20 protein-coding genes are annotated in these 20979 nt (G+C 62.7%); 2 read left to right on the top strand and 18 right to left on the bottom strand.

Annotation, left to right across the window (positions count from 1 at the left end; translation table 11 throughout):
- Positions 1 to 233: 233 nt before the first annotated feature.
- The gene (locus E2K99_RS25940; RefSeq protein ID WP_134222956.1) at positions 234 to 500 is read left to right on the top strand and encodes a hypothetical protein; all 267 of its coding nucleotides are present in this window, start codon (positions 234 to 236) and stop codon (positions 498 to 500) included.
- Positions 501 to 920: 420 nt separating this feature from the next.
- On the opposite strand, the gene E2K99_RS16860 is transcribed toward E2K99_RS25940, so the two are convergent.
- The 10 genes from E2K99_RS16860 to E2K99_RS16905 all read right to left on the bottom strand — a co-directional run bounded on the left by E2K99_RS16860 (position 921) and on the right by E2K99_RS16905 (position 10686).
- Positions 921 to 1706 carry an MBL fold metallo-hydrolase gene (locus tag E2K99_RS16860; protein ID WP_039784690.1) on the bottom strand — a complete coding sequence of 262 codons (786 nt, stop codon included), beginning with the start codon at positions 1704 to 1706 and terminating at the stop codon, positions 921 to 923.
- Positions 1707 to 1724: 18 nt separating this feature from the next.
- Positions 1725 to 2906, bottom strand: a complete 1182-nt coding sequence (bamC, locus tag E2K99_RS16865) for an outer membrane protein assembly factor BamC (RefSeq protein ID WP_134222957.1) — start codon at positions 2904 to 2906, stop codon at positions 1725 to 1727.
- A 61-nt stretch (positions 2907 to 2967) separates the two neighbouring features.
- The gene (dapA, locus tag E2K99_RS16870) at positions 2968 to 3846 is read right to left on the bottom strand and encodes a 4-hydroxy-tetrahydrodipicolinate synthase (RefSeq protein ID WP_039784688.1); all 879 of its coding nucleotides are present in this window, start codon (positions 3844 to 3846) and stop codon (positions 2968 to 2970) included.
- Positions 3847 to 4009: 163 nt separating this feature from the next.
- Positions 4010 to 5209, bottom strand: coding sequence for a tryptophan--tRNA ligase (locus tag E2K99_RS16875; RefSeq protein WP_134222958.1), 1200 nt, complete (start codon positions 5207 to 5209; stop codon positions 4010 to 4012).
- A gap of 61 nt (positions 5210 to 5270) precedes the next feature.
- Positions 5271 to 5930 carry a site-2 protease family protein gene (locus E2K99_RS16880; RefSeq protein ID WP_039784686.1) on the bottom strand — a complete coding sequence of 220 codons (660 nt, stop codon included), beginning with the start codon at positions 5928 to 5930 and terminating at the stop codon, positions 5271 to 5273.
- Positions 5931 to 6020: 90 nt separating this feature from the next.
- Positions 6021 to 6656, bottom strand: coding sequence for an L-threonylcarbamoyladenylate synthase (locus tag E2K99_RS16885; RefSeq protein ID WP_039784685.1), 636 nt, complete (start codon positions 6654 to 6656; stop codon positions 6021 to 6023).
- A gap of 86 nt (positions 6657 to 6742) precedes the next feature.
- Positions 6743 to 7618 carry a protease HtpX gene (gene htpX / locus E2K99_RS16890; RefSeq protein WP_134222959.1) on the bottom strand — a complete coding sequence of 292 codons (876 nt, stop codon included), beginning with the start codon at positions 7616 to 7618 and terminating at the stop codon, positions 6743 to 6745.
- A gap of 64 nt (positions 7619 to 7682) precedes the next feature.
- Positions 7683 to 8525, bottom strand: coding sequence for a 3',5'-nucleoside bisphosphate phosphatase (locus E2K99_RS16895; protein WP_134137358.1), 843 nt, complete (start codon positions 8523 to 8525; stop codon positions 7683 to 7685).
- 136 nt (positions 8526 to 8661) lie between these two features.
- On the bottom strand, positions 8662 to 9564 hold the full coding sequence (locus tag E2K99_RS16900; protein ID WP_034338926.1) for an alpha/beta fold hydrolase: 903 nt from the start codon (positions 9562 to 9564) through the stop codon (positions 8662 to 8664).
- 105 nt (positions 9565 to 9669) lie between these two features.
- Positions 9670 to 10686, bottom strand: a complete 1017-nt coding sequence (locus E2K99_RS16905) for a patatin-like phospholipase family protein (RefSeq protein ID WP_134222960.1) — start codon at positions 10684 to 10686, stop codon at positions 9670 to 9672.
- 251 nt (positions 10687 to 10937) lie between these two features.
- Here E2K99_RS16905 and E2K99_RS16910 point away from each other — a divergent pair, with 251 nt between their 5' ends.
- Positions 10938 to 11534, top strand: coding sequence for an LOG family protein (locus tag E2K99_RS16910; protein WP_088754957.1), 597 nt, complete (start codon positions 10938 to 10940; stop codon positions 11532 to 11534).
- Positions 11535 to 11660: 126 nt separating this feature from the next.
- Here the strand turns inward: E2K99_RS16910 and E2K99_RS16915 are convergent, their stop codons facing one another.
- From E2K99_RS16915 to trpB, 8 genes are all read right to left on the bottom strand, one after another.
- Complete coding sequence (locus E2K99_RS16915; protein ID WP_134222961.1) at positions 11661 to 12902, bottom strand: cystathionine gamma-synthase family protein; 1242 nt, start codon at positions 12900 to 12902, stop codon at positions 11661 to 11663.
- A 168-nt stretch (positions 12903 to 13070) separates the two neighbouring features.
- A complete protein-coding gene (purF, locus tag E2K99_RS16920) occupies positions 13071 to 14591 on the bottom strand; it encodes an amidophosphoribosyltransferase (RefSeq protein WP_088754955.1) in 1521 nt (506 codons plus the stop codon).
- Between the two features lie 95 nt (positions 14592 to 14686).
- Positions 14687 to 15187 carry a CvpA family protein gene (locus tag E2K99_RS16925; RefSeq protein ID WP_134222962.1) on the bottom strand — a complete coding sequence of 167 codons (501 nt, stop codon included), beginning with the start codon at positions 15185 to 15187 and terminating at the stop codon, positions 14687 to 14689.
- A gap of 34 nt (positions 15188 to 15221) precedes the next feature.
- Positions 15222 to 16205, bottom strand: a complete 984-nt coding sequence (locus E2K99_RS16930) for an SPOR domain-containing protein (protein WP_134222963.1) — start codon at positions 16203 to 16205, stop codon at positions 15222 to 15224.
- A 106-nt stretch (positions 16206 to 16311) separates the two neighbouring features.
- A complete protein-coding gene (gene folC / locus E2K99_RS16935) occupies positions 16312 to 17625 on the bottom strand; it encodes a bifunctional tetrahydrofolate synthase/dihydrofolate synthase (protein ID WP_134222964.1) in 1314 nt (437 codons plus the stop codon).
- A gap of 131 nt (positions 17626 to 17756) precedes the next feature.
- On the bottom strand, positions 17757 to 18626 hold the full coding sequence (gene accD / locus E2K99_RS16940; RefSeq protein WP_034331674.1) for an acetyl-CoA carboxylase, carboxyltransferase subunit beta: 870 nt from the start codon (positions 18624 to 18626) through the stop codon (positions 17757 to 17759).
- 198 nt (positions 18627 to 18824) lie between these two features.
- Entirely contained in the window at positions 18825 to 19622 is a 798-nt protein-coding gene (trpA, locus tag E2K99_RS16945) for a tryptophan synthase subunit alpha (RefSeq protein WP_134222965.1), read from the bottom strand.
- 75 nt (positions 19623 to 19697) lie between these two features.
- Entirely contained in the window at positions 19698 to 20957 is a 1260-nt protein-coding gene (trpB, locus tag E2K99_RS16950) for a tryptophan synthase subunit beta (RefSeq protein WP_134222966.1), read from the bottom strand.
- Positions 20958 to 20979 lie beyond the last annotated feature (22 nt).

Consider the following 20979-nt stretch of genomic DNA (forward strand, 5'->3'; position numbering starts at 1 on the left):
TGTAAGTTCTTACAAATTCTTACGAATTCCCATCGTGGCGATGTGATTCCGGAAAAAAATAGCTATAATGATGGGCTGGAAAGTTTTCGTTGTCAGGCGTTGTTTCGGCAGTAAAGAAGAAGCAAGAACCGAAGCCCGACCGTGAGGTCTTACCCGCGGCGAAAGCCTCCCAGTAGAGCGATAATTACCGGTAATTATTCATCGCACAATTTTTAAATATTGAAGGAATATTCATGAAAAAGACTCTGTTGATCGCTTCGTTGTTGGCTGTTGCCCTGGCTGCTTGCGGCAAGAAGGAAGAAGCACCTGCTGCTGCTCCTGCTGCTGAAGCTCCGGCCGCTGCTGCTCCGGCTGCTGATGCAAAGCCGGCTGAAGCCGCTCCTGCTGCTGACGCTGCCAAGCCGGCTGACGCCGCTGCTCCGGCTGCTGATGCGAAGCCTGCTGACGCTGCCGCTCCGGCCGCTGATGCAAAGCCGGCTGAAGCCGCTCCGGCCAAGTAATCTTCGGATTATTTTCGGAAAAAACCGGTCGCAAGACCGGTTTTTTTTCGTCCCGAGTTTTGTTGTCGTTTTGTTTTTGCCGGGCGTTCCAGTCCGAAACTTCATATCACACGTGAAGCAGCCTTCACTTCAGATCTGCCGGACATTGCCCTCGTTTGATCCACCGCAAACCGCTCAGAACGGCCCAGGAACGCATCGGCGCATTCAATCCTGGCTCACCCACTGACAAGGACCTGACAAGCCCGCAGAAGCCGCATTTCTTATCGAAGACACAATATCGCAGCAGACGAGACGGAACCGCGGACCGGGATCAAATCAAGGCCCTTCAAGCTGAAGAAAAAGAGAAACAAATTGTTTCTGACGCAGCGCACCCAAGACACAGACAGCCTGACAAAGGGCTGACCCACTCGCGTTTTGCGATCAGACGTCCAGCCAGGCGAAGCCTTCTTCCTGACAGGCGATGCCGATCTCGCCAAAAGTGGTGCCGAGTACGCTTTCGATGGCCGCGCGGGCCAGTTCGGGCGTGTTGTTCTGCTGGCTCAGGTGAGCGCCGATGACGCGCTTGAGCCGACTTTTGTCGAGCAGCCGCAGGATCTCGGCGCTGGCGTCGTTGGCCAGATGGCCGTAGTCGCCGCCGATGCGGCGCTTGAGGAAGGCGGGATAAGGCGAGCGATCCAGCATGTCGCGGTCGTGATTGCATTCCAGCAGCAGCGCATCGCAGGCATCGAGGGCTTGCACCAAATGCGCGGTCGGCTGGCCGGCATCGGTCAACACGCCCAGTCGACGATCACCATCGCTGGCCACGTACTGGACCGGCTCGCGGGCATCGTGCGGAACGGTATAGGGAGAGAGTTCGAGATCGCCGATGGCAAGCTTCTGGCCATCGGCGCAGAAACGTACATCGACATCGTTGGCCTGCTCGGCCACCGCCTGCCAGGTGCCGTAACTGAGCCAGACCGGAATGCGATAGCGCCGCGCGAATTTGAAGACGCCGCTGACGTGGTCCGAATGTTCATGCGTGACCACGATGCCCGAGACATCGGAAGGATCCAGGCCCAGGCGCAGCATGCGCTTTTCGGCTTCGCGCAAAGTAAAGCCGCAGTCCAGCATGACCGTGGTCCCCGAGGAGGGGCGCTGGTCGCCGGCTGCGGCCGAGATCAGCAGCGCATTGCCTTCGCTGCCGCTACCGAGGCTCGCGAACTTCATCTGAGCCCCGGGTCCTGCTTACTTCAGCTGTTCGTTGAGCAGACCGAGGATCTTGTCGGAGATACCCGAGGTATCCGGACCACCCTCGCCGTTCTGCACGACGATGTTGCTGCTGTCGGAACCGGCACCCTTGACCACGATGCGGTACTTGGCAGCCTTCTTGTCCTTGTCCTTGGAGCTGAAGATGCGCGAGAAGAAACCGTCATCCTTCTTGTCCTTGGCATCCTGGTTCTGGTCCACGTAGCGCACGAAGTAGATGCCCTGGCTGCGGTCGCGGTCTTCCACGGTGAAGCCCACGCGGTCCAGTGCCAGGCCGACGCGACGCCATGCGCGGTCGAAGCCTTCATCCACTTGCACGCTGGTGCCGGTGGCGGTCTTCTGCAGGCGCGAACGGGCCTGCAGCGAGGGAGCATTGGCCACGGCTGCCTTGGCCTTGGTTTCTTCTGCACCCAGGCGCACCATCAGGCGCGACAGGAATTCAGCTTCCAGGCCAGGATCGGAGGGACGTGCGGTCCAGACCGAGGTTTCCTTGGCCGAACCGGTCAGCACTTCTTCGGCACCGCGATGGCTGATGAAGATTTCGGTGGTGCCGTTCGGGCCGCGTTCCAGACGGGTGCGGAACTTGTCGCGCTCGCCGGTGGAGTACAGGGAATCAAATACCTTGCCCAAGGTATTGCGGATGAAGTCCTGCGGGATCTTGGCACGGTTCTCGGCCCAGTCGGTTTCCATCACGCCGGTCTCGGGCGATTCGATATTGATCAGAAATCCGCTGTCCTGCCAGAAGTCCTTGATCTGCGGCCACAGCTGTTCCGGGGTCTGCTTGACCACCAGCCAGCGCTGCGAACCATCGCGCTCGATACGGATTTCGTTGCCCTTGGACGTCGGTGCCACGGAGGTGACATCGGTGGTCGGCTTGTTCTGCTGTTCCAGCTGGTAGCCGGAAGCAGTGGCCACGCCCTTGTTGGCTTCGGGGATGGCGTAGCGGTTGTCGCGCTGCAGCTGGGTCAGGTCGGGCGGCACTTCCAGGCGCGGGCCACGGGCCTTTTCGGCGCTCTTGTAATCGATACGGTCGCCTTCGAGCATATTGCCGATGGACGAGCATCCTGCCAGTCCGGCCAGCGCCAGTGCGACGACGATGCTGCGTTGGGTAAGTGTGTACGCGGAGCGGGAGACCGGACGAACGTTATTGCTATTAGTCATATCGTTACTAGTGAAAGCGGAATCGGATTTCAGGAGACCTGCGCCAAAACGGCCAAGCCGATCAGTTTAAGACGCCGGACTCGCGCAGGGCAGCGCGCACGGTGTCGTGGAAGGACTCGCCCAGCGGCGCCAGCGGCAGGCGCATGCCCGACGGGATCAGACCCATCTCCTGCATGGCCCACTTGACCGGCACCGGGTTGGGTTCGACGAAGAGCTTGTTGTGCAGCGGCAGCAGCTTGTTGTTCAGTTCCACGGCACGAGCGATGTTGCCGCTCATGGCGGCCACGCACAGCTCGTGCATGTCGCGCGGGGCGACGTTGGCCGTCACCGAGATGTTGCCGGCGCCGCCATACAGCATCAAGGCGATGGCGGTGGCGTCGTCACCGGAGTAGACCGCGAAGTCCTTGGGGGCCAGGCGGATCAGGTCGGTGCCGCGACCGATGTTGCCGGTAGCATCCTTCACGCCCACGATGCCCTTGACCTGCGCCAGGCGCAGGATGGTCTCGTTGCTCATGTCTGCGACCGTACGGCCGGGCACGTTGTACAGGATCACCGGCAGATCCACCGCTTCGGCGATGGTCTTGAAGTGCAGGTACATGCCTTCCTGGGTCGGACGGTTGTAGTAGGGCACCACCTGCAGCGAGGCGTCGGCGCCGACCTTCTTGGCGAAGGCGGTCAGCTCGATGGCTTCGGCAGTGGAATTGCCGCCGGTACCGGCGATGATGGGGATGCGTTTGGCCGTGTGCTCGACCGCGACCTTGATCAGTTCGCAGTGCTCTTCCATCGAGACGGTGGGCGATTCGCCGGTGGTACCGACGATGACGATGCTGTCGGTTCCCTCGGCGATATGCCAGTCGATCAGCTTGCGCAGGCCATCGTAGTCGAGGCTGCCGTCCGGATGCATGGGAGTGACGATTGCAACAATGCTACCCTTGATCATGGTGTGCGTATGTAAGGTGGTGGTCAGAATAAAGGCCTGATTGTAGCGGATAGACGCCTCATCAGGTCAATTTGCGGCTGCCAGAGATGAAAGCGGACGTAAAAAAAACCGGAGAGCCCGCCCCTGCGGGCCCCGCGACGGCCTGCAACCCGCTTGCCGCTGGTCAATAACCCAGCCCCATGGCTTCGCGCACGTCGCGCATGGTGTCCTGGGCCAGCTTGCGCGCCTTCTCGCAGCCATCGGCGACGATGGCGCGCACCAGCGAGGGATCGTCCAGATAGGGCTGGGCGCGCTCCAGCATCGGTTGCTGCTCTTGCAGGATGGCATCGATCACCGGTTGCTTGCATTCCAGGCAACCGATTCCTGCTGAACGGCAACCCTTGGCTGCCCATTCCTTCACCTGCGGCGTGGAATAAACCTGGTGGAATTGCCAGACCGGGCATTTGTCCGGATCGCCCGGATCGCTGCGGCGCACGCGCTGCGGGTCGGTCGGCATGGTCTTGACCTTCTTGGTGACCGAAGCGGCCTCTTCACGCAGGGCGATGGCGTTGCCGTAGCTCTTGGACATCTTGGCCCCATCCAGCCCCGGCAGGCGTGAAGCTTCGGTGAGCATGGCCTGCGGCTCGGTGAGGATCAATTTGCGGCTGCCTTCGAGGTAGCCGAACAAACGTTCACGATCGATCATCGACAGGTTCTGGGCATCGTCCAGCATGGCCTTGGCCTGTTCCAAGGCTTCATCGTCGCCCTTTTCCTGGAATTGCGTACGCAGTTCCAGGTACAGCTTGGCGCGCTTGCTGCCCAGCTTCTTGGTGGCGGCCAGGGCCTTTTCCTCGAAGCCTTTTTCCTTGCCGTACAGGTGATTGAAACGGCGCGCGATCTCGCGCATGATCTCGATGTGCGGCACCTGGTCTTCACCTACCGGCACCTGGCTGGCGCGGTAGATCAGCACGTCGGCCGCCTGCAGCAGCGGGTAGCCCAGAAAGCCGTAGGTGGCCAGATCGCGGTCGGCCAGCTTTTCCTGCTGGTCCTTGTAGGTCGGCACGCGTTCCAGCCAGCCCAGCGGGGTGGCCATGGACAGCAGCAGATGCAGCTCGGCATGCTCGGGCACGCGCGACTGGATGAACAGCGTGGCCTGGGAGGGATCAACCCCGGCGGCGAGCCAGTCGATCACCATTTCCCAGGTGCTGGTCTCGATCACGGAGGGATCGTCGTAATGAGTAGTCAGTGCATGCCAGTCGGCCACGAAGAACAGGCAGGGCAGCTCGGATTGCAGCTTGACCCAGTTCTTCAGGGCACCGTGATAGTGGCCCAGGTGCAGCGCGCCCGTGGGGCGCATGCCGGAGACGACGCGGTCAGGATACATGGCGTTTGACGTTGGTTGGCAGGTGGCGGTTCGACATGAACAGGATCAGCGACATGAAGGATCAGAACAGCAAGGTAATGGGGAAGGTAATGAGCTGCAGCAGCTTGCCGGCCACATACATCACGGGGGCCATCCACCAGGCGTAAATCACCTTGAGCAGCACCAGCGCCATGACGATGAAGAAGCCATAGGGCTCGATCTGGGCGAATTTATACGCATATTTGTTCGGCAACAAGCTGGTGAGGATACGCCCGCCATCCAGCGGCGGAATCGGGAACAGGTTGAAGGCGAACATCACCAGGTTGGTCAGCACCCCTGCCCTGGCCATCAGTGTGAAGAATTCTTCCTGCACCCCGCCCAGCGCCAAGGCATAGATGGCCAGCATCCACAGCAGTGCCATGAAGAAATTGGCAGCGGGACCGGCCAGCGAGACCCAGGCCATGTCGCGCTTGGGCTTGCGCAGGTGGCCGAAGTTGATCGGCACCGGTTTGGCGTAGCCGAACAGGAAAGCGCCATTGGTGGCGAAGTACAGCATGATGGGAATGAGGATGGTACCAAAGGGATCGATGTGCTTGAGCGGATTGAGGCTCATGCGCCCCATCGAATACGCCGTGGTATCCCCGAAAAACTTGGCCGCATAGGCATGGGCCGCCTCGTGCAGGGTGATGGCGAAGAGCACGGGCAGCGCGTAAACCGCGACGGTCTGGATGAGTTCATTCATGGGCGGGGATTTTAGCAGAGGGACAACGAACTGCCCCGGATTCGCTCGGGGCCGCTTCCGCTGGCCGGATGTGGGTGAACAAAAACTCGCTCAGGCAGCCTGCAAACCGAAGATGCCTGCATCTCCCCTGCCCTGGCGTACCAGCACGGGTTCATTGTCATCGGTGAGATCGATCACGGTGGTCGGCTCCAGGCTGCAGGCACCGCTGTCGATGACCAGTTCGATCTGCTTTTCCAGATGGCTGCGGATGTCTTCGGCGCTGGTCAGCGGCAGGTCTTCGTCCGGCAGGATCAGGGTGGTACCCAGCAGCGGCTGGCCCAGTTCTTCCAGCAGCATGTGGGCGATGCGGTTCTCCGGCACGCGCAGGCCGATGGTCTTGCGCGAGGGGTGCGAGAGGCGGCGCGGCACTTCCTTGGTGGCTTCCAGGATGAAGGTATAGGCACCGGGCGTAGCGGCCTTCAGCAGGCGGTACTGGCGGTTGTCCACCTTGGCGTACAGGGCGATCTCGGAGAGGTCGCGGCACAGCAGGGTCAGGTGGTGCTTGTCGTCCACGCCACGGATGCGGCGCACGCGTTCCACGGCATCCTTGTTGTCCAGCTGGCAGACCAGCGCGTAGCAGGAGTCGGTGGGCAAAGCCACCAGGCCGCCCTTGTGGATGATCTGCGCGGCTTGCTTGATCAGGCGCAGTTGCGGGTTGTCGGGGTGAATCTCGAAAAACTGGCTCATGATGCGGTTTCCGTTTCCAATCCAAATCCAAATCGTAAAAAGCACAACGGCGGTGTCGCCACCGCCGTTGTCGCTGCCCGCCGGGCTTAGCGCTGGCCGCGCAGGGCGGCGATGCGCTGTTCCAGCGGCGGGTGTGTCGAGAACAGCGCCATGATGCCGGGCTTGTCGCTGATGCCCAGGGCCGCCATGTTCTGCGGCAGGCCTTCCGGCGAAAAACCGCCCAGGCGCGCCAGGGCATTGATCATCGGCTGGGGCGTGCCCAAGAGGCGCGCCGCACCGGCATCGGCGCGGAATTCACGATGGCGCGAGAACCAGGCCACGATGATCGAGGCACCGATACCGAAGACGATCTGGCACACCATTACCGTCACCATGTAACCAATGCCGGGGCCGGAAGACTCGTTGTTGCGGCGCAGGGCCGAATCCACGAAATAGCCGACCACCCGCGACAGGAACACCACGAAGGTATTCACCACGCCCTGGATCAGAGTCATGGTGACCATGTCGCCGTTGGCGATGTGAGCCACTTCGTGGCCGAGTACGGCTTCCACTTCCTCCTGCGTCATGCCCTGCAGCAGGCCGGTGGAGACCGCCACCAGGGCCGAATCCCGGAAGGCACCGGTGGCAAAGGCATTGGGTTCGCCGTCATAGACCGCCACTTCCGGCATGCCGATGCCGGCGCGCTGGGCCAGCTTGCCCACGGTCTGCAGCAGCCAGGCTTCGGTACCGTTCATGGGCGTTTCGATCACGCGCGCGCCGGTGGACCACTTGGCCATGCTCTTGCTCATCAGCAAGGAGATGATCGATCCGGTGAAGCCGACCACCAGCGAAAACACCATCAGCATCGGCAGGTTCAGGCCGGAACGCGTGAGGAAGCGGTCCACGCCCAGCAGGGAGAGGATCACGCTCATCACCACCAGCACGGCGATGTTGGTGGCGATAAACAGCAGGATGCGTTTCATCGGGGAAAACTCCTATCGGAAAAGTGGTTATTAGATAGGAATCGCCCTGCTGAATTCAAGAGCTTCACAGCCCCCAGTCATGCCAGACCGGCTTGACCCCGGTCGGCAGCGGCGGCAATCCCCCGAGGTCCATGCGCGACTCGCCCGGACCGTGGAAATCCGAGCCCATCGAGGCCAGAAAGCCGTAGCTGCGCGCCACCTGGGCGTATTCCTGGTACTGCTCCGGCGTATGGCTGCCGGTATTGACTTCGATGGCCGCGCCGCCCAGTTGCTTGAACTCGTCGAACAATGCGCCGAACTGGGTCTGGGTGTACTTGTAGCGCCCCGGATGGGCGATCACCGCCACCCCGCCGGCGCCGCGGATCCAGCGCACCGACTCTTCCAGCGTGGCCCAGCGATGCGGCACGTAGCCGGGCTTGCCTTCGGTGAGGTAGTTGGCGAAGACTTCCTTGGTATCGCAGCAGGTACCGCATTCGACCAGGTAGCGCGCGAAGTGCGTGCGCGAGATCAGGTCGGGATTGCCCACGTGCTTCAACGCCCCTTCATACGCGCCGCCAATGCCATGACGTTCCAGCGCCTCGGCGATCTCGCGGGCGCGCCGTTCGCGGCCGTTGCGGGTGGCGGCAAGGCCGTCGACCAGGGCCTGGTTGGTCTCGTCGATGCGTAATCCAACGATATGCACCGTATGCCCGGCCCAGGTGACCGAAATTTCCACGCCGGCCACATGTTCCATGCCCAGCGCGCGCGCAGCCGCCCGGGCGCGCGCCACGCCGCCCACTTCATCGTGGTCGGTCAGCGCCCACACGCCCACGCCATTGGCCTTGGCGCGCGCGGCCACCTCTTCCGGCGGCAGCAGGCCGTCGGAGACGTTGGAATGGCAATGCAGATCGAACTTGAGTTCAGACATAGGAAGTCGCAATGACCTCAGCGACCGCGCCGGTCGCTTGTGGCTGCCGTCGGTCAGGGAGGTCCGGGTGATTGGAATGCGTCCATTTTACGCGCTTGATGCCAACCCCGCACTGCACCGCACGATGCGGCCAGCCTCAGGCCGGCTGCTGCAGAAAAGCCTCGATCAGTTGTGCCAGCCGCTCGGGCTGGTCGTGATGCAGCATGTGGCCGGCGTCGGCGATCATCTCCACCTGCGTCTTGGGGATACAGGCGATGCGGCGGTCGATTTCTTCACGTTTCAACGAGGCCGGACCGAAGAAACGCCAGATATCGCTGTCGATCGCCTCGATCCACAGCACCGGGGCGGTGATGCGGCTCCAGCAGGCCATCATTTCATCGACCCGGTACAGGATGGGGCTGACCTGCTTGTGGGCCGGATCGCCGAGGATCTGCCACAGGCCGCTCTCATCCTGCTGCGCCCAATGCTGGGCCAGGAAACCGGCGCGCTCGTCCGAGAGGCGTGCATTGTTCTTCTGCAGCCGCGCGGCCACTTCTTCGAGCGTCTCGTAGCCGCGCAATACGGGACGATTCTTCATCTCGTCCAGCCATTGCGTGAAGCGTCCCGGCGCCTGCTCCGGCTTGGCCGTGGGCAGGCCGATGCCTTCCAGGTTCACCAGACGCTTGATGCGCTGGGGGCGCACGCCCGCATACAGGCTCACCACATTGCCGCCCATGCTGTGGCCGAGCAGGTTGATGGCCTCCTCACCGGCGTAGTGGTCAAGGATGGCATCGAGGTCGGCCAGGTAATCGGGGAACCAGTAGGACTGCGCCGGGGCCCGCTCGGTCAGGCCGAAACCGCGCCAGTCGGGAGCGATCACGTGCCACTCCCCTTGCAGGGCATCGACCATGAACTGGAACGAGGCCGACATATCCATCCAGCCGTGCATCATGAAGATCTTGGGGGCCTGCGGGTCGCCCCAGTGGCGCACGTGGTAGCGCAGGCCGCGCACGTCGAGGAATTCGGAACGGGAGATTTTCTGGGCGATGGTTTGGCGCATGGCTTGTCTTTTTTGTCGGTACTGCGGGGCGGAACGAAGGATCAAGCCGCAAAGTATAGACAAAAGTGAACGATCGTGCGTCCGCCCTGCCCCCGCAAGCCTGTCTCAGGGCAGGAAACGTCCGAGGTCGAAGGTGGAGGTATGACCGATCTGGGCGAAGTTCTGCTCCAGCCATTCCGAGGCGCGCTCGCGGCCCTGCTGGAACAGGCTGCCGATGAAACTGGCCTGGGTATTGAGCTTGGAGAGGTTGGTCAGCTGCTCCATGAGCTCATTGGCATCGATCATGTGGATGTTGAGCTGGCGCAGCCGCCGTTCCAGCGAGCCGAAGGCCAGAGTGGAATTCTCGGCCTCGCGCTTGGCCAGGGCCAGTCCGCTCAGTTCGGTGAAGAAGGCTGAGCTGAAGCTGATCTCCGAGAGCCGCTGGCCGATGTCGTGGCTGGAAGTGGGCGTACCGGCGCGACGGCTGGGATGCAGCAGCACCACCATCACGTCACGCGCGGCACAGGAATGCAGCAGGGGGAAAATCGGCGGATTGGCGGTCAGGCCGCCATCCCAATAGGCTTCGCCATCGATCTCGATGGGCCGGTGCAGCGAAGGCAGGCAGGCCGAGGCCAACAGCACTTCCACCGACAGATCGGGGTTGCGGAAGATCTTCAACGTGCCGGTGCTGACCTGGGTGGCCGCAATGAACAATTTCAGTTCACGCTGGCTGCGCAAGCGTTCGAAATCGACCTGCTCCACCAGGATGTCGCGCAGCGGATTGATATCCAGCGGATTCAATTGCGTGGGCGAGAAGAAGCGCGTCATCGCCAGCAGTGCCTGCATGCCGGGCAGTGGTGCGGGGTTGGCGATGACGGGCGCGCCTTCGGCCGTCACATGGTCCAGCGGCACGCCATTGGAGAGCGCAGTCCAGAAGCGCTCCAGCGCGGCGCGGGCACCGTCGCGGCCGTCCTGCACGTAGCCCTGGGCCATCACCGCCGCATTCATGGCCCCGGCCGAGGCACCGCTGATGCCTTCCAGGTCCAGCCGGCCATCCTCCAGCAAACGATCCAGCACGCCCCAGGTGAAGGCGCCATGCGAGCCCCCGCCTTGCAGGGCCAGACTGACGATCTTGTTCGACATGATGTCCTTTATCTTCACGTGCCACGTGACAGACCCGCACAATGTGGCCGGGCGCATGCGCAGTGCCGCGCTGTCACGCCGGCGTCACCACTTCAGCTTATGCTGCACTGCACTATCATGGTATAACAGGAAGACGGCTGGAGATAGTGGCAGCTTGGAGAGACATTCTGGTTCCAGCAGGAAACATCTGGCTATCCAGCTCAGCCATTGTAACCATGTACTGACGTAACGACGGACACAGCAGAGGACACATGAAATCGATTTGCGTATATTGCGGTTCTTCCCCCGGCGCTTCCCCGGCCTATGCCGAGGCAGCGCGCAAGCTGGCCCAGGAGATGGTGAAGAACAACATCGCCCTGGTCTATGGCGGCGGCAATGTGGGCCTGATGGGCATCATCGCCAGTGAAGTCATGAAGCTGGGCGGCGAAGCCACCGGCGTCATCCCCAAAGCCTTGCTGGACAAGGAACTGGGCCACGACGGCCTGACCCGCCTGCACATCGTCAAGGACATGCACGAACGCAAGGCCATGATGGCCGAGCTCTCCGATGGCTTCGTGGCCATGCCCGGCGGCATGGGCACCCTGGAAGAACTGTTCGAGGTGCTGACCTGGGCCCAGCTGGGCTTCCATTACAAGCCGATCAGCCTGTACAACGTGGACGGCTTCTACAACAACCTGATCGCCTTCGTCGATCACCTGGTCTCGCAGCGCTTCGTCAGCAGCGACCAGTCCGGGCTGATGATGCATGAGGCCGATCCGGTCAAGCTGATCGAGCGCTTCCAGACCTTCAAGCCGACCTACAAGACCAAGTGGGCCGACCGTGAAGCGGTGGCCAACCTGGTGCCCTGATACCGGTTTTTTACACAAACGTTCATCTGGCGCTAGCAACGACAACGCCCGTCCCTCTTGCGAGGCGACGGGCGTGTCGTTTCATTCACTTCGGCCTGGAACCGCCGTCACGGCGGGCTTGCCGCTTCAGGCCTCCAGCGCCTGGCGGAAATCGGCCACCAGGTCATCGGTATCTTCCAGCCCCACGGACACACGAATGAGCGACTCGGCGATGCCCATGCTGGCGCGGCGCTCAGCCCCCATCTCGTAGAAGATGGTGTGCGCCACCGGGATCACCAGCGTACGGGTGTCGCCCAGGTTGCTGGCGGCCACGGCCAGGTTCAGCCGGTTGAGGTAATCGAAGCAATCGATGCTGTCCTTCAGCTCGAAGGACATCAGGCTGCCGAAAGCGCGGAACAGCTGCTTGCACAAGGCGTGCTGGGGATGTGACTCCAGCCCCGGATAGTGGACCGCTGCCACGCGCGGATCCGCTTCCAGCATCTGGGCCAGCGCCAGCGCATTCTTGCATTCACGTTCCTGGCGCAGGGCCATGGTCTCGGCGCCAACGGCGATGTGGTGCGCCGCTTCCGGGCCCAGCGTGGCGCCGAAGTCGCGCAGCGCCTTGGCGCGGATCTGCGCCATGCCCCATTGCGGGGCCGGGTTCTTCTTGTAGCTGTCGGCGATGTGCGGGTAGCGCGTCCAGTCGTATTCACCGGTATCGGTCAGCGCGCCACCGAGGGCATTGCCGTGGCCACCGATGGACTTGGTCAGCGAATTGACCACCAGGCCCGCACCGACCGTCTTGGGACGGAACAGGTAAGGCGAGGTCATGGTGTTGTCGACCACGTAGAGGATGCCGCGCTCGCGGCACAGCTCGCCGATGCGCTTCAAGTCCGCCACCTGGGTGCGCGGGTTGGCGATGGTTTCCACGAAGACCAGGCGGGTCTGCGGCGTGATGGCCGCTTCCACGTTCTTCACATCGGTGGCGTCGACCATGGAGACCTTGGCCCCCTGCGCGGCCACCGTCATCCACAGGCTGTTGGTATTGCCGAACAGGAAAGCCGATGACACCACATGATCACCCTCGCGCAGCAGACCCTGGACGATGGCGCCAATGGCGGCCATGCCGGTGGCAAAGCAGATGGTGGACTTGCCGTCTTCCATCTTGGTGATCTTGTCTTCCAGCGCCGACACGGTCGGATTGCCCTGGCGACCATAGCGATAGCCGGGCTGCTTGCCCTGGAACACTTCGGCCAGCTGGCGTGCATCTTCATAGCCGAAGGTCACGGAGGTGTGGATGGGCTTGTGCAGCGAGCCGTGTTCGATGCCCTTCTGGCGGTCGCTGTGGAGGATGGTGGTGGTGAAGCCGTAGGTCTTTTTATCGTTCATCGCGTAGTCGGAAAGGCAGAAGAAATGAGCAAGGCCGGCGCACGGCCAAGGGCAAAATGATAAGCCAGATTCCCGTCGGCTGGTTTGCGTGGCACCTCAACGCAAAACGCCGGTGCCGCCAAAGCGGCCACCGGCGTCCTGGTCCAGCCTTGAATCAGACGGCGGGGATCAGTCCACGCGCGCCAGGTTCAGGTTCAGCTGGGAACGCACCACATCTTCCAGCGCCGGCTTGGGATTCTTGCGGGCGTATTCGATGCGGTCCAGGTATTCCTGGGTGATGTCGCCGGTGATGTAGTGACCATCGAAGCAGGAGGCCTCGAATTGCTTCAGGGCCGGGTTGGCGTCGGAGATGGCACGCTTCAGGGCTTCCACGTCCTGGTACACCAGGGCATCGGCGGTGATCTCGCGGCAAACCTCTTCGTCGCTGCGGCCGAAGGCGATCAGTTCGTCACGGGTCGGCATGTCGATGCCGTACACGTTGGGGAACTTCACCGGCGGCGCGGCCGACGCGAAGATCACGTTCTTGGCGCCCGACTCGCGGGCCATCTGCACGATTTCACGGCTGGTGGTGCCGCGCACGATGGAGTCATCCACCAGCAGCACGTTCTTGCCCTTGAATTCGCTGCCGATGGCGTTGAGCTTCTGGCGCACCGACTTCTTGCGCAGCGCCTGGCCCGGCATGATGAAGGTGCGGCCGATGTAGCGGTTCTTGATGAAGCCTTCGCGGTACTCGATGCCCAGCTTCAACGCCAGTTCCATGGCCGCCGGACGCGAGGAATCGGGAATCGGCATGACCACGTCAATCTCGCCATGCTTGAACTGGCTACGGATCTTGTCGGCCAGGAACTCGCCCATCTTCAGGCGGGTGGCGTAGACCGAGGCGCCATCGATGATGGAGTCCGGACGGGCCAGGTAGACGTATTCGAAGGCACAGGGGTTCAGCGTCGGGTTTTCGGCGCATTGCTGGTTGTACAGCTTGCCGTCGTTGTCAATGAAGATCGCTTCACCCGGGTTGACGTCACGCAGGAAGCGGAAGCCCATGCCTTCCAGGGCCACCGATTCGCTGGCCATCATGTATTCGATGCCCTTGTCGCTCTCGTTGAAGCCCAGGCACATCGGACGGATGCCGTACGGATCGCGGAAACCGAGCAGACCATAACCGGCGATCTGCGCCACCACGGCGTAGGAGCCGCGCACGCGCTTGTGCACCATGGCCACGGCCTTGAAGAGCGCAGCCGGGTCCAGCGAGTAGCCGGTAGTGGCTTGCTGGATCTCGTGGGCCAGCACGTTCAACAGCACTTCGGTATCGGAATCGGTGTTGATGTGGCGGCGATCGTTCTTGAACATCTCGATCTTCAACTGTTCCGCATTGGTCAGGTTGCCGTTGTGCGCCAGGATGATGCCGAAGGGGGCATTGACGTAGAAGGGCTGCGCTTCTTCTTCCGAGGACGAGCTGCCTGCGGTCGGGTAGCGCACCTGGCCGATGCCGGTGTTGCCGGGCAGCGAGCGCATGTTGCGGGTACGGAACACGTCGCGCACCAGGCCGTTGGCCTTGTGCATCGAGAAACCGTTGCTGTGGTTGGTTGCGATCCCCGCCGCATCCTGGCCGCGGTGCTGCAGCAGCAGCAGCGCGTCATACAGCATCTGGTTGACGGGACTATGAGAGACGATACCGACGATGCCACACATGGTGGACTCCTAACGAAAAACGAAAACGAAAATGAACCACGACTGCCACGCCACTCCCGCGATACTATGGTCCCCGCCACGGGGCGCCCATCCGCTCACACCGGAGTGGAAAAACTCACATGCTCGGCCAGCTTGCCCGGCAGGTAGGGCAGCACCGCTTCGGCTGCCTGCTCGACCCAGGGACTGAAGCGCGCCTGCTTCCAGAAATCCTGTTGCGGAATGGCCGTGGTACCGCACAGCAAGGCCACCGCCACCACCAGCAATACCCCGCGCGCCACACCGAAAATGCTGCCCAGCGTGCGATCGAGGAAACCCAGGCCGGTCGCCTTGACCAGCTCGCCCAGCGTCTTGGCCACCAGCGCCATCAACAGGCGCGTGCCGATGAAGAGGGCAATGAAGGCCACGATCAAGCGCGTCAGTTCACCCGGCACCACATCCGGCAGCATCGTCGATAACGCCTCGCCATAGGTATTGGCCACCACCAGCGCGACAATCCAGCCGGCCAGGGACAACACCTCGCGCACCAGTCCGCGCAGGGTGCCGATGATCACCGAACAGGCCAGGATCAGCAGCACCAGGTAGTCAAATATCGTCACGATGACAACAATATGCGGCTATCTGTAGCCAAATTCAAGCAGGAACAATCGTGGCATTCAGGCCCAGCTTCTTGATTCGGCCGCCCATGCGTTCGGCTTCCTCGCGGCTGGCGAAGGGGCCGACGCGAATGCGCGTGCGCTCTCCTGCCTCGGTTGCGATCTTTTGCGTGTACGAATGGATGCCGGCGGCGCTGAGCTTGTTGCGCAATTCATTGACCTTGTCCTGGGTGGCCAGCGCAGCCACCTGGATGACGAACTTGCCACCGGCCGCAGCCGGTTTCTTTTCCGCCGGGGCCGGAGCTGCAGCCGCACTGGCGGGCTTGCCTTCCAGAATGGCCAGCGCACGTGCGGCATCGTCGTCGGCAGTGTGCGCAGGCGCCTTGGGCTTGGCGGCTTCCTTCTTCGGTTCTTCCTTGTGCTCGGCCACGGCCGGCTTCTTTTCCTCGGCCTTGGGGGCGGGCTTTTCAGTATGCTTTTCCACCGGCTTGTCAGCCGGCTTCTCGACCACCTTGGGTGCCACGGCGACCACCGGCGGCGTCACCGGCTGGACCGGGGCAGCTGGCGTGGCCGCTGCTGCGGGCTCAGGGGCGATGCTGGACGGCTCGACGATCTCTTCCTTCTGGTCCAGCGAAGCCTGCTTGGCATCACGGCCACCCGGCTGGGCCACGCCGGAAGCCGGCTGGTCCTTGGACGGGATCTGGATGGCGATGTCGTCGTTGAGCGGCTTGGGCTCGGAATCGAGGATCATCGGCAACACGATCACCACGGCCAGCGTCAGCGCGACGGCACCGATCAGGCGGCGGCGGGCGCGTTTCTTTTCCGGCAACAGCGGATCGGCGGCGGCATCCTTGCCGGCCTTGCTGCGGCTGCTGCGGGCAGAACCGGCGGCACCACCGGCCGCACTGCGGCTGCTACGGCTGCGGATGACGGAAGATTGCTCCTCGGAACGTGAACGGAAGGACCCTTGGTCAGCAGAAGAATCCTGCTTGTTTTTACGGAAAAACGAGAACAAGCCCATGCGGAGTCGTCTTGAATTGATCTGGAAATCGTGGAAAACCTGCCTGGCCACTCAGGTCCTGGCACCGCCTGGCAAGGGCGGCCGGCTCCGGAACGCGGGTTCGGAATCAGTGCAGACCGGGGCGGCGCGCCTGCATGACGCCGGCTACGGTCAGGAAGGACCCGAAAACCACAATTCTATCATTCTCCCCTGCTCTGCTTAATGCATTTGCATACGCCTCGGCCGGTGTAGTGAAGGTTTCTACGCTGCGCGCCGCGTCCCGCCTGAATTCCGGCTGCACGCCGGCCCCCAGCAGGGCTTCCTTGAGCTGTTGCGCGCTGGCCGCGCGCGGCAGCGGCAGGTCGGTCACGCACCAGTGGTCGATCTTGTCCTTGAGGTGGCCGATGACGCCTTCGATGTCCTTGTCCAGCATGGAGCCGAACACCGCATAGGTATAGGGGTGGAAGCCCATGTTGTCCAGGTTCTGCGCCAGCGTGGCGGCCGCATGCGGGTTGTGGGCCACATCCAGGATCACCAGCGGCTGGCCCGGCAGTACCTGAAAGCGGCCCGGCAGCTCCACCGTGGCCAGGCCGGTGCGCACTTCCTGGGCACCCACCGGCAACACTTCGCGCAGGGCCTCCAGCGCGGCCAGGGCGGCCGAGGCGTTGAGGATCTGGTTGGCACCGCGCAGGCTGGGATAGGCCAGCGAGTTGCGGCGCATGCCGCGCCCGCCATAGGCCCATTGCTGCTTGTCGCCCTGGTAGTTGAAGTCGCGGCCCATGAGCCACAGGTCGGCACCGATCTTCTCGGCGTGAGCGATGAGCGACTTGGGCGGCACCGGGTCGCCGCACACGGCGACCTTGCCGGGACGGAAGATGCCGGCTTTCTCGAAACCGATCTCTTCACGGGTTTCGCCCAGGTATTCGGTATGGTCGATGTCGATGCTGGTGACGATGGCCACATCGGCATCGATCACGTTGACCGCATCCAGGCGGCCGCCCAGACCGACTTCCAGGATCACCACATCCTGCCGGGCATCGGCCAGCAGCTTCATGATGGCCAGGGTGGTGAATTCGAAATAGGTCAGCGAGATGTCGCCGCGCTGGGCCTCCACCGCCTCGAAGGCGGCGATCAGCTGGGCATCGCTGGCCATGTCGCCGGACAAGCGGGCGCGTTCATTGAAATGCAGGAAATGCGGCTTGATGTACAGGCCCACGCGATAACCGGCGCGCAGCAGGATCGATTCCAGCATGGCGCAGGTGGAACCCTTGCCATTGGTGCCAGCCACCATGATGACGGGGCAGTCGAAGCGGATGTCGAGCTTTTCCTTCACGGCCTGCACACGGTCCAGGCCCATGTCGATCTGCTTGAAGTGGCGTTGTTCCAGCAGGGCCAGCCATTCGTTCAAGGTGGCGGGAGTCGGGGAGGCTTGGGAAGTCATGGCGCGTCTCGGTCGGTGAAGCTGCTGCTCGAAAAACGGATTACGGATTACGGATTACGGCTTGCGGATGTCGAAAAGACAAAGCCCGGATTTGCACTTCTGCAAATCCGGGCCTGAAGTATAGCGGCTAATCAGGAAACCGTTTCGGCGGACTGATTTTGCAGCAGGGCCAGCAGATGGGCGATTTCCTCGCGCATCTTGCGGCGGTCGACGATCATGTCGATGGCGCCCTTGGTGACCAGGAATTCAGCACGCTGGAAGCCTTCGGGCAGCTTCTCGCGCACCGTGTTCTCGATCACGCGCGGACCGGCAAAGCCGATCAGGGCCTTGGGTTCGGCCATCACCACGTCGCCCATGAAGGCGAAGGACGCCGAGACGCCGCCCATGGTCGGGTCGGTCAGCACGCTGATGAAGGGCAGCTTCTTTTCCGACAGCTTGGTCAGCATGGCGGTGGTCTTGGCCATCTGCATCAGCGACAGCAGGCCTTCCTGCATGCGCGCGCCACCCGTGGCGGTGATGCAGATGAAGGGGACCTTCTGTTCCAGTGCGGCCTGGGCACCGCGCGCAAAGCGCTCGCCGACCACGGAGCCCATGGAACCGCCCATGAATTCGAACTCGAAGCAGGCCACCACGACCGGCAGGGTCATGATGGCGCCGCCCATGACCACCATGGCGTCGGTTTCGCCGGTGGATTCCATGGCGTCCTTCAGGCGATCGGGGTACTTCTTGCTGTCCTTGAACTTCAGGGTATCGACCGGCAAGGCTTCCTGGCCGATCTCATAGCGGCCGCCTTCGTCGAGCAGGGCATCGAGACGAGCGCGGGCGCGGATACGCATGTGGTGGCTGCACTTGGGGCAGACATGCAGGTTCGATTCCAGGTCGGTACGGTACAGCACGGCCTCGCAGGAGGGGCACTTGACCCACAAACCTTCCGGGATGGCTTTGCGGCTGGTGGAGCCGCGTTGAATCTGGGGTGGCAATAACTTCTCGAGCCAGCTCATAGAGACCTCATAGATGTTTCCGGTGGCGCGCATTGTACCAGAGCCCACCGGCGGCGGACGTAAAGCACGGTCATGCTTTCCGGCGAGCAAGAAAATGTACGCTGCCCGCTTGCGCCGTATCAAAAAACAAAGCCCCCGGACGCTGCCGGAGGCTCCTCATTGCGCTCCCCCGCCCTGCCGGACCGGGGACGCTGCCGCTCAGGCGTCCAGCGCCTGGCGGATATCGGTGACGAAGGCTTGCACCGCTGCGCAGGCCTGGTCATGCGGGGTGTTTTCCAGTTCGGCAATGATGCGGCTGCCGATCACGACTGCATCGGCCACGCTGCCGACGGTGCGGGCGGTTGCGCCATCACGAATGCCGAAGCCCACCGCGATGGGCAGCTTCACGTGCTGGCGGATGGCGGCGATGCGCTCGGCCACTTCGGCCGTGTCGATATGGCCGGCGCCGGTGACGCCCTTCAACGAGACGTAATAGCAGAAGCCGCTGCTGACGGCCGCCACCTGGCGGATACGTTCTTCCGAAGAGGTCGGGGCCAGCAGGAAGATCGGGTCCATGCCCTTGGCCTGCATCTTTTGGGAGAATTCTTCACATTCCTCGGGCGGATAGTCCACCACGATGGTGCCATCCACGCCCGCCTCGCTGGCCGCTGCGATGAAGGCATCGACGCCAAAGCGTTCGATGGGATTGGCATAGCCCATCAGCACGATGGGCGTGTGGCTGTTGGTCTTGCGGAATTCACGCACGTAGCCCAGCACGTCGTGGGTGCTGACGCCGAATTTCAAGGCGCGTTCGCAGGCGCGCTGGATTACCGGGCCTTCGGCCATGGGGTCGGAGAACGGCACGCCCAGTTCGAGGATGTCGACGCCGCCGGCCACCAGTGCGTGCAGCAGCGGCACGGTCAGCTCGGGGGCCGGGTCACCGGCGGTAATGAAGGTAATGAGCGCCTTGCGCTTCTGCTCGGCCAGTTGGGAAAAGGTGGTCTGGATTCTGGACATGATGAGATGAATTGTTTTGTCGAAACCACCGGCCGGCCCCGCAGGACCGGCCGGCACGTGCGCGCCGGCCTGGGGTCAGGCCTGGTGCTGTTGCACGGTATGCATGTCCTTGTCTCCACGGCCGGACAGGTTGACCAGGACGATCTGATCCTTGGGCAAGGTGGCCGCCAGCTTGGCCGCATGGGCCAGGGCATGGCTGGACTCCAGCGCCGGGATGATGCCTTCGATGCGGCAGCAGTTGTGGAAGGCTTCCAGCGCTTCGGCATCGGTGATGCAGGCATAGCTGGCGCGGGCGCTGTCCTTGAGCCAGGCGTGTTCCGGACCCACGCCCGGATAATCCAGGCCGGCCGAGACCGAATGGGTCTCGATGATCTGGCCGTTGGCATCCTGCAGCAGGTAGGTACGGTTGCCGTGCAGCACACCGGGCGAGCCCAGCGTCAGCGAGGCCGAGTGGCGGCCGGTCTCCAGGCCATCGCCTGCCGCTTCCACGCCGACCAGCTTGACGTCCGGATAGTCAATGTAGGGATAGAAGATGCCCATGGCGTTGGAACCGCCACCGACGCAAGCCACCACGTAGTCCGGCTGGCGCGAGGCGACTTCCGGCATCTGCTGGATGCACTCGTTGCCAATCACCGACTGGAAGTCGCGCACCATCATCGGATAGGGGTGCGGACCGGCGACGGTACCGATGATGTAGAAGGTGGTCTCGACGTTGGTGACCCAGTCGCGCATGGCTTCATTGAGCGCATCCTTCAAGGTCTTGGAGCCGGATTCCACCGGCACCACCTTGGCACCCAGCAGGTTCATGCGGTAGACGTTCTGCAGCTGGCGCTTCACGTCTTCGCTACCCATGTAGACGATGCATTCCATGCCGAAGCGCGCGCAGATGGTGGCGGTGGCCACACCGTGCTGGCCGGCGCCGGTCTCGGCGATGATGCGCTTCTTGCCCATGCGCTTGGCCAGCAAGGCCTGGCCGATCACGTTGTTGATCTTGTGGGCGCCGGTGTGGTTCAGGTCTTCGCGCTTGAAGTAGATCTGCGCGCCACCGGCGATCTCGGACCAGCGCTTGGCGTGATACACCGGGCTGGGGCGGCCGACGAAATGCTTCAGTTCGGTGTGGAATTCGGCCAGGAACTGTTCATCGTGCTGATACTTCGCATACGCATCGCGCAGCTCGTTCAAGGCCAGGGTCAGCGTCTCGGAGACGAAGCTGCCGCCGTAGGGGCCGAAGTGGCCACGGGCGTCGGGCAGGTTGTAATGGGCCGTCTGGTGCAGAGCGGCGGCGGGAATGGCTTGACGCTCGGCGAAACCGCCGAGGGGGTTCAATTCTTTCATGGTGTTCCTCTGAAACTCGTTG

It is taken from the genome of Herbaspirillum huttiense (genome assembly GCF_004367745.1).
GTDB classification, from domain to species: Bacteria; Pseudomonadota; Gammaproteobacteria; order Burkholderiales; family Burkholderiaceae_D; genus Herbaspirillum; species Herbaspirillum huttiense.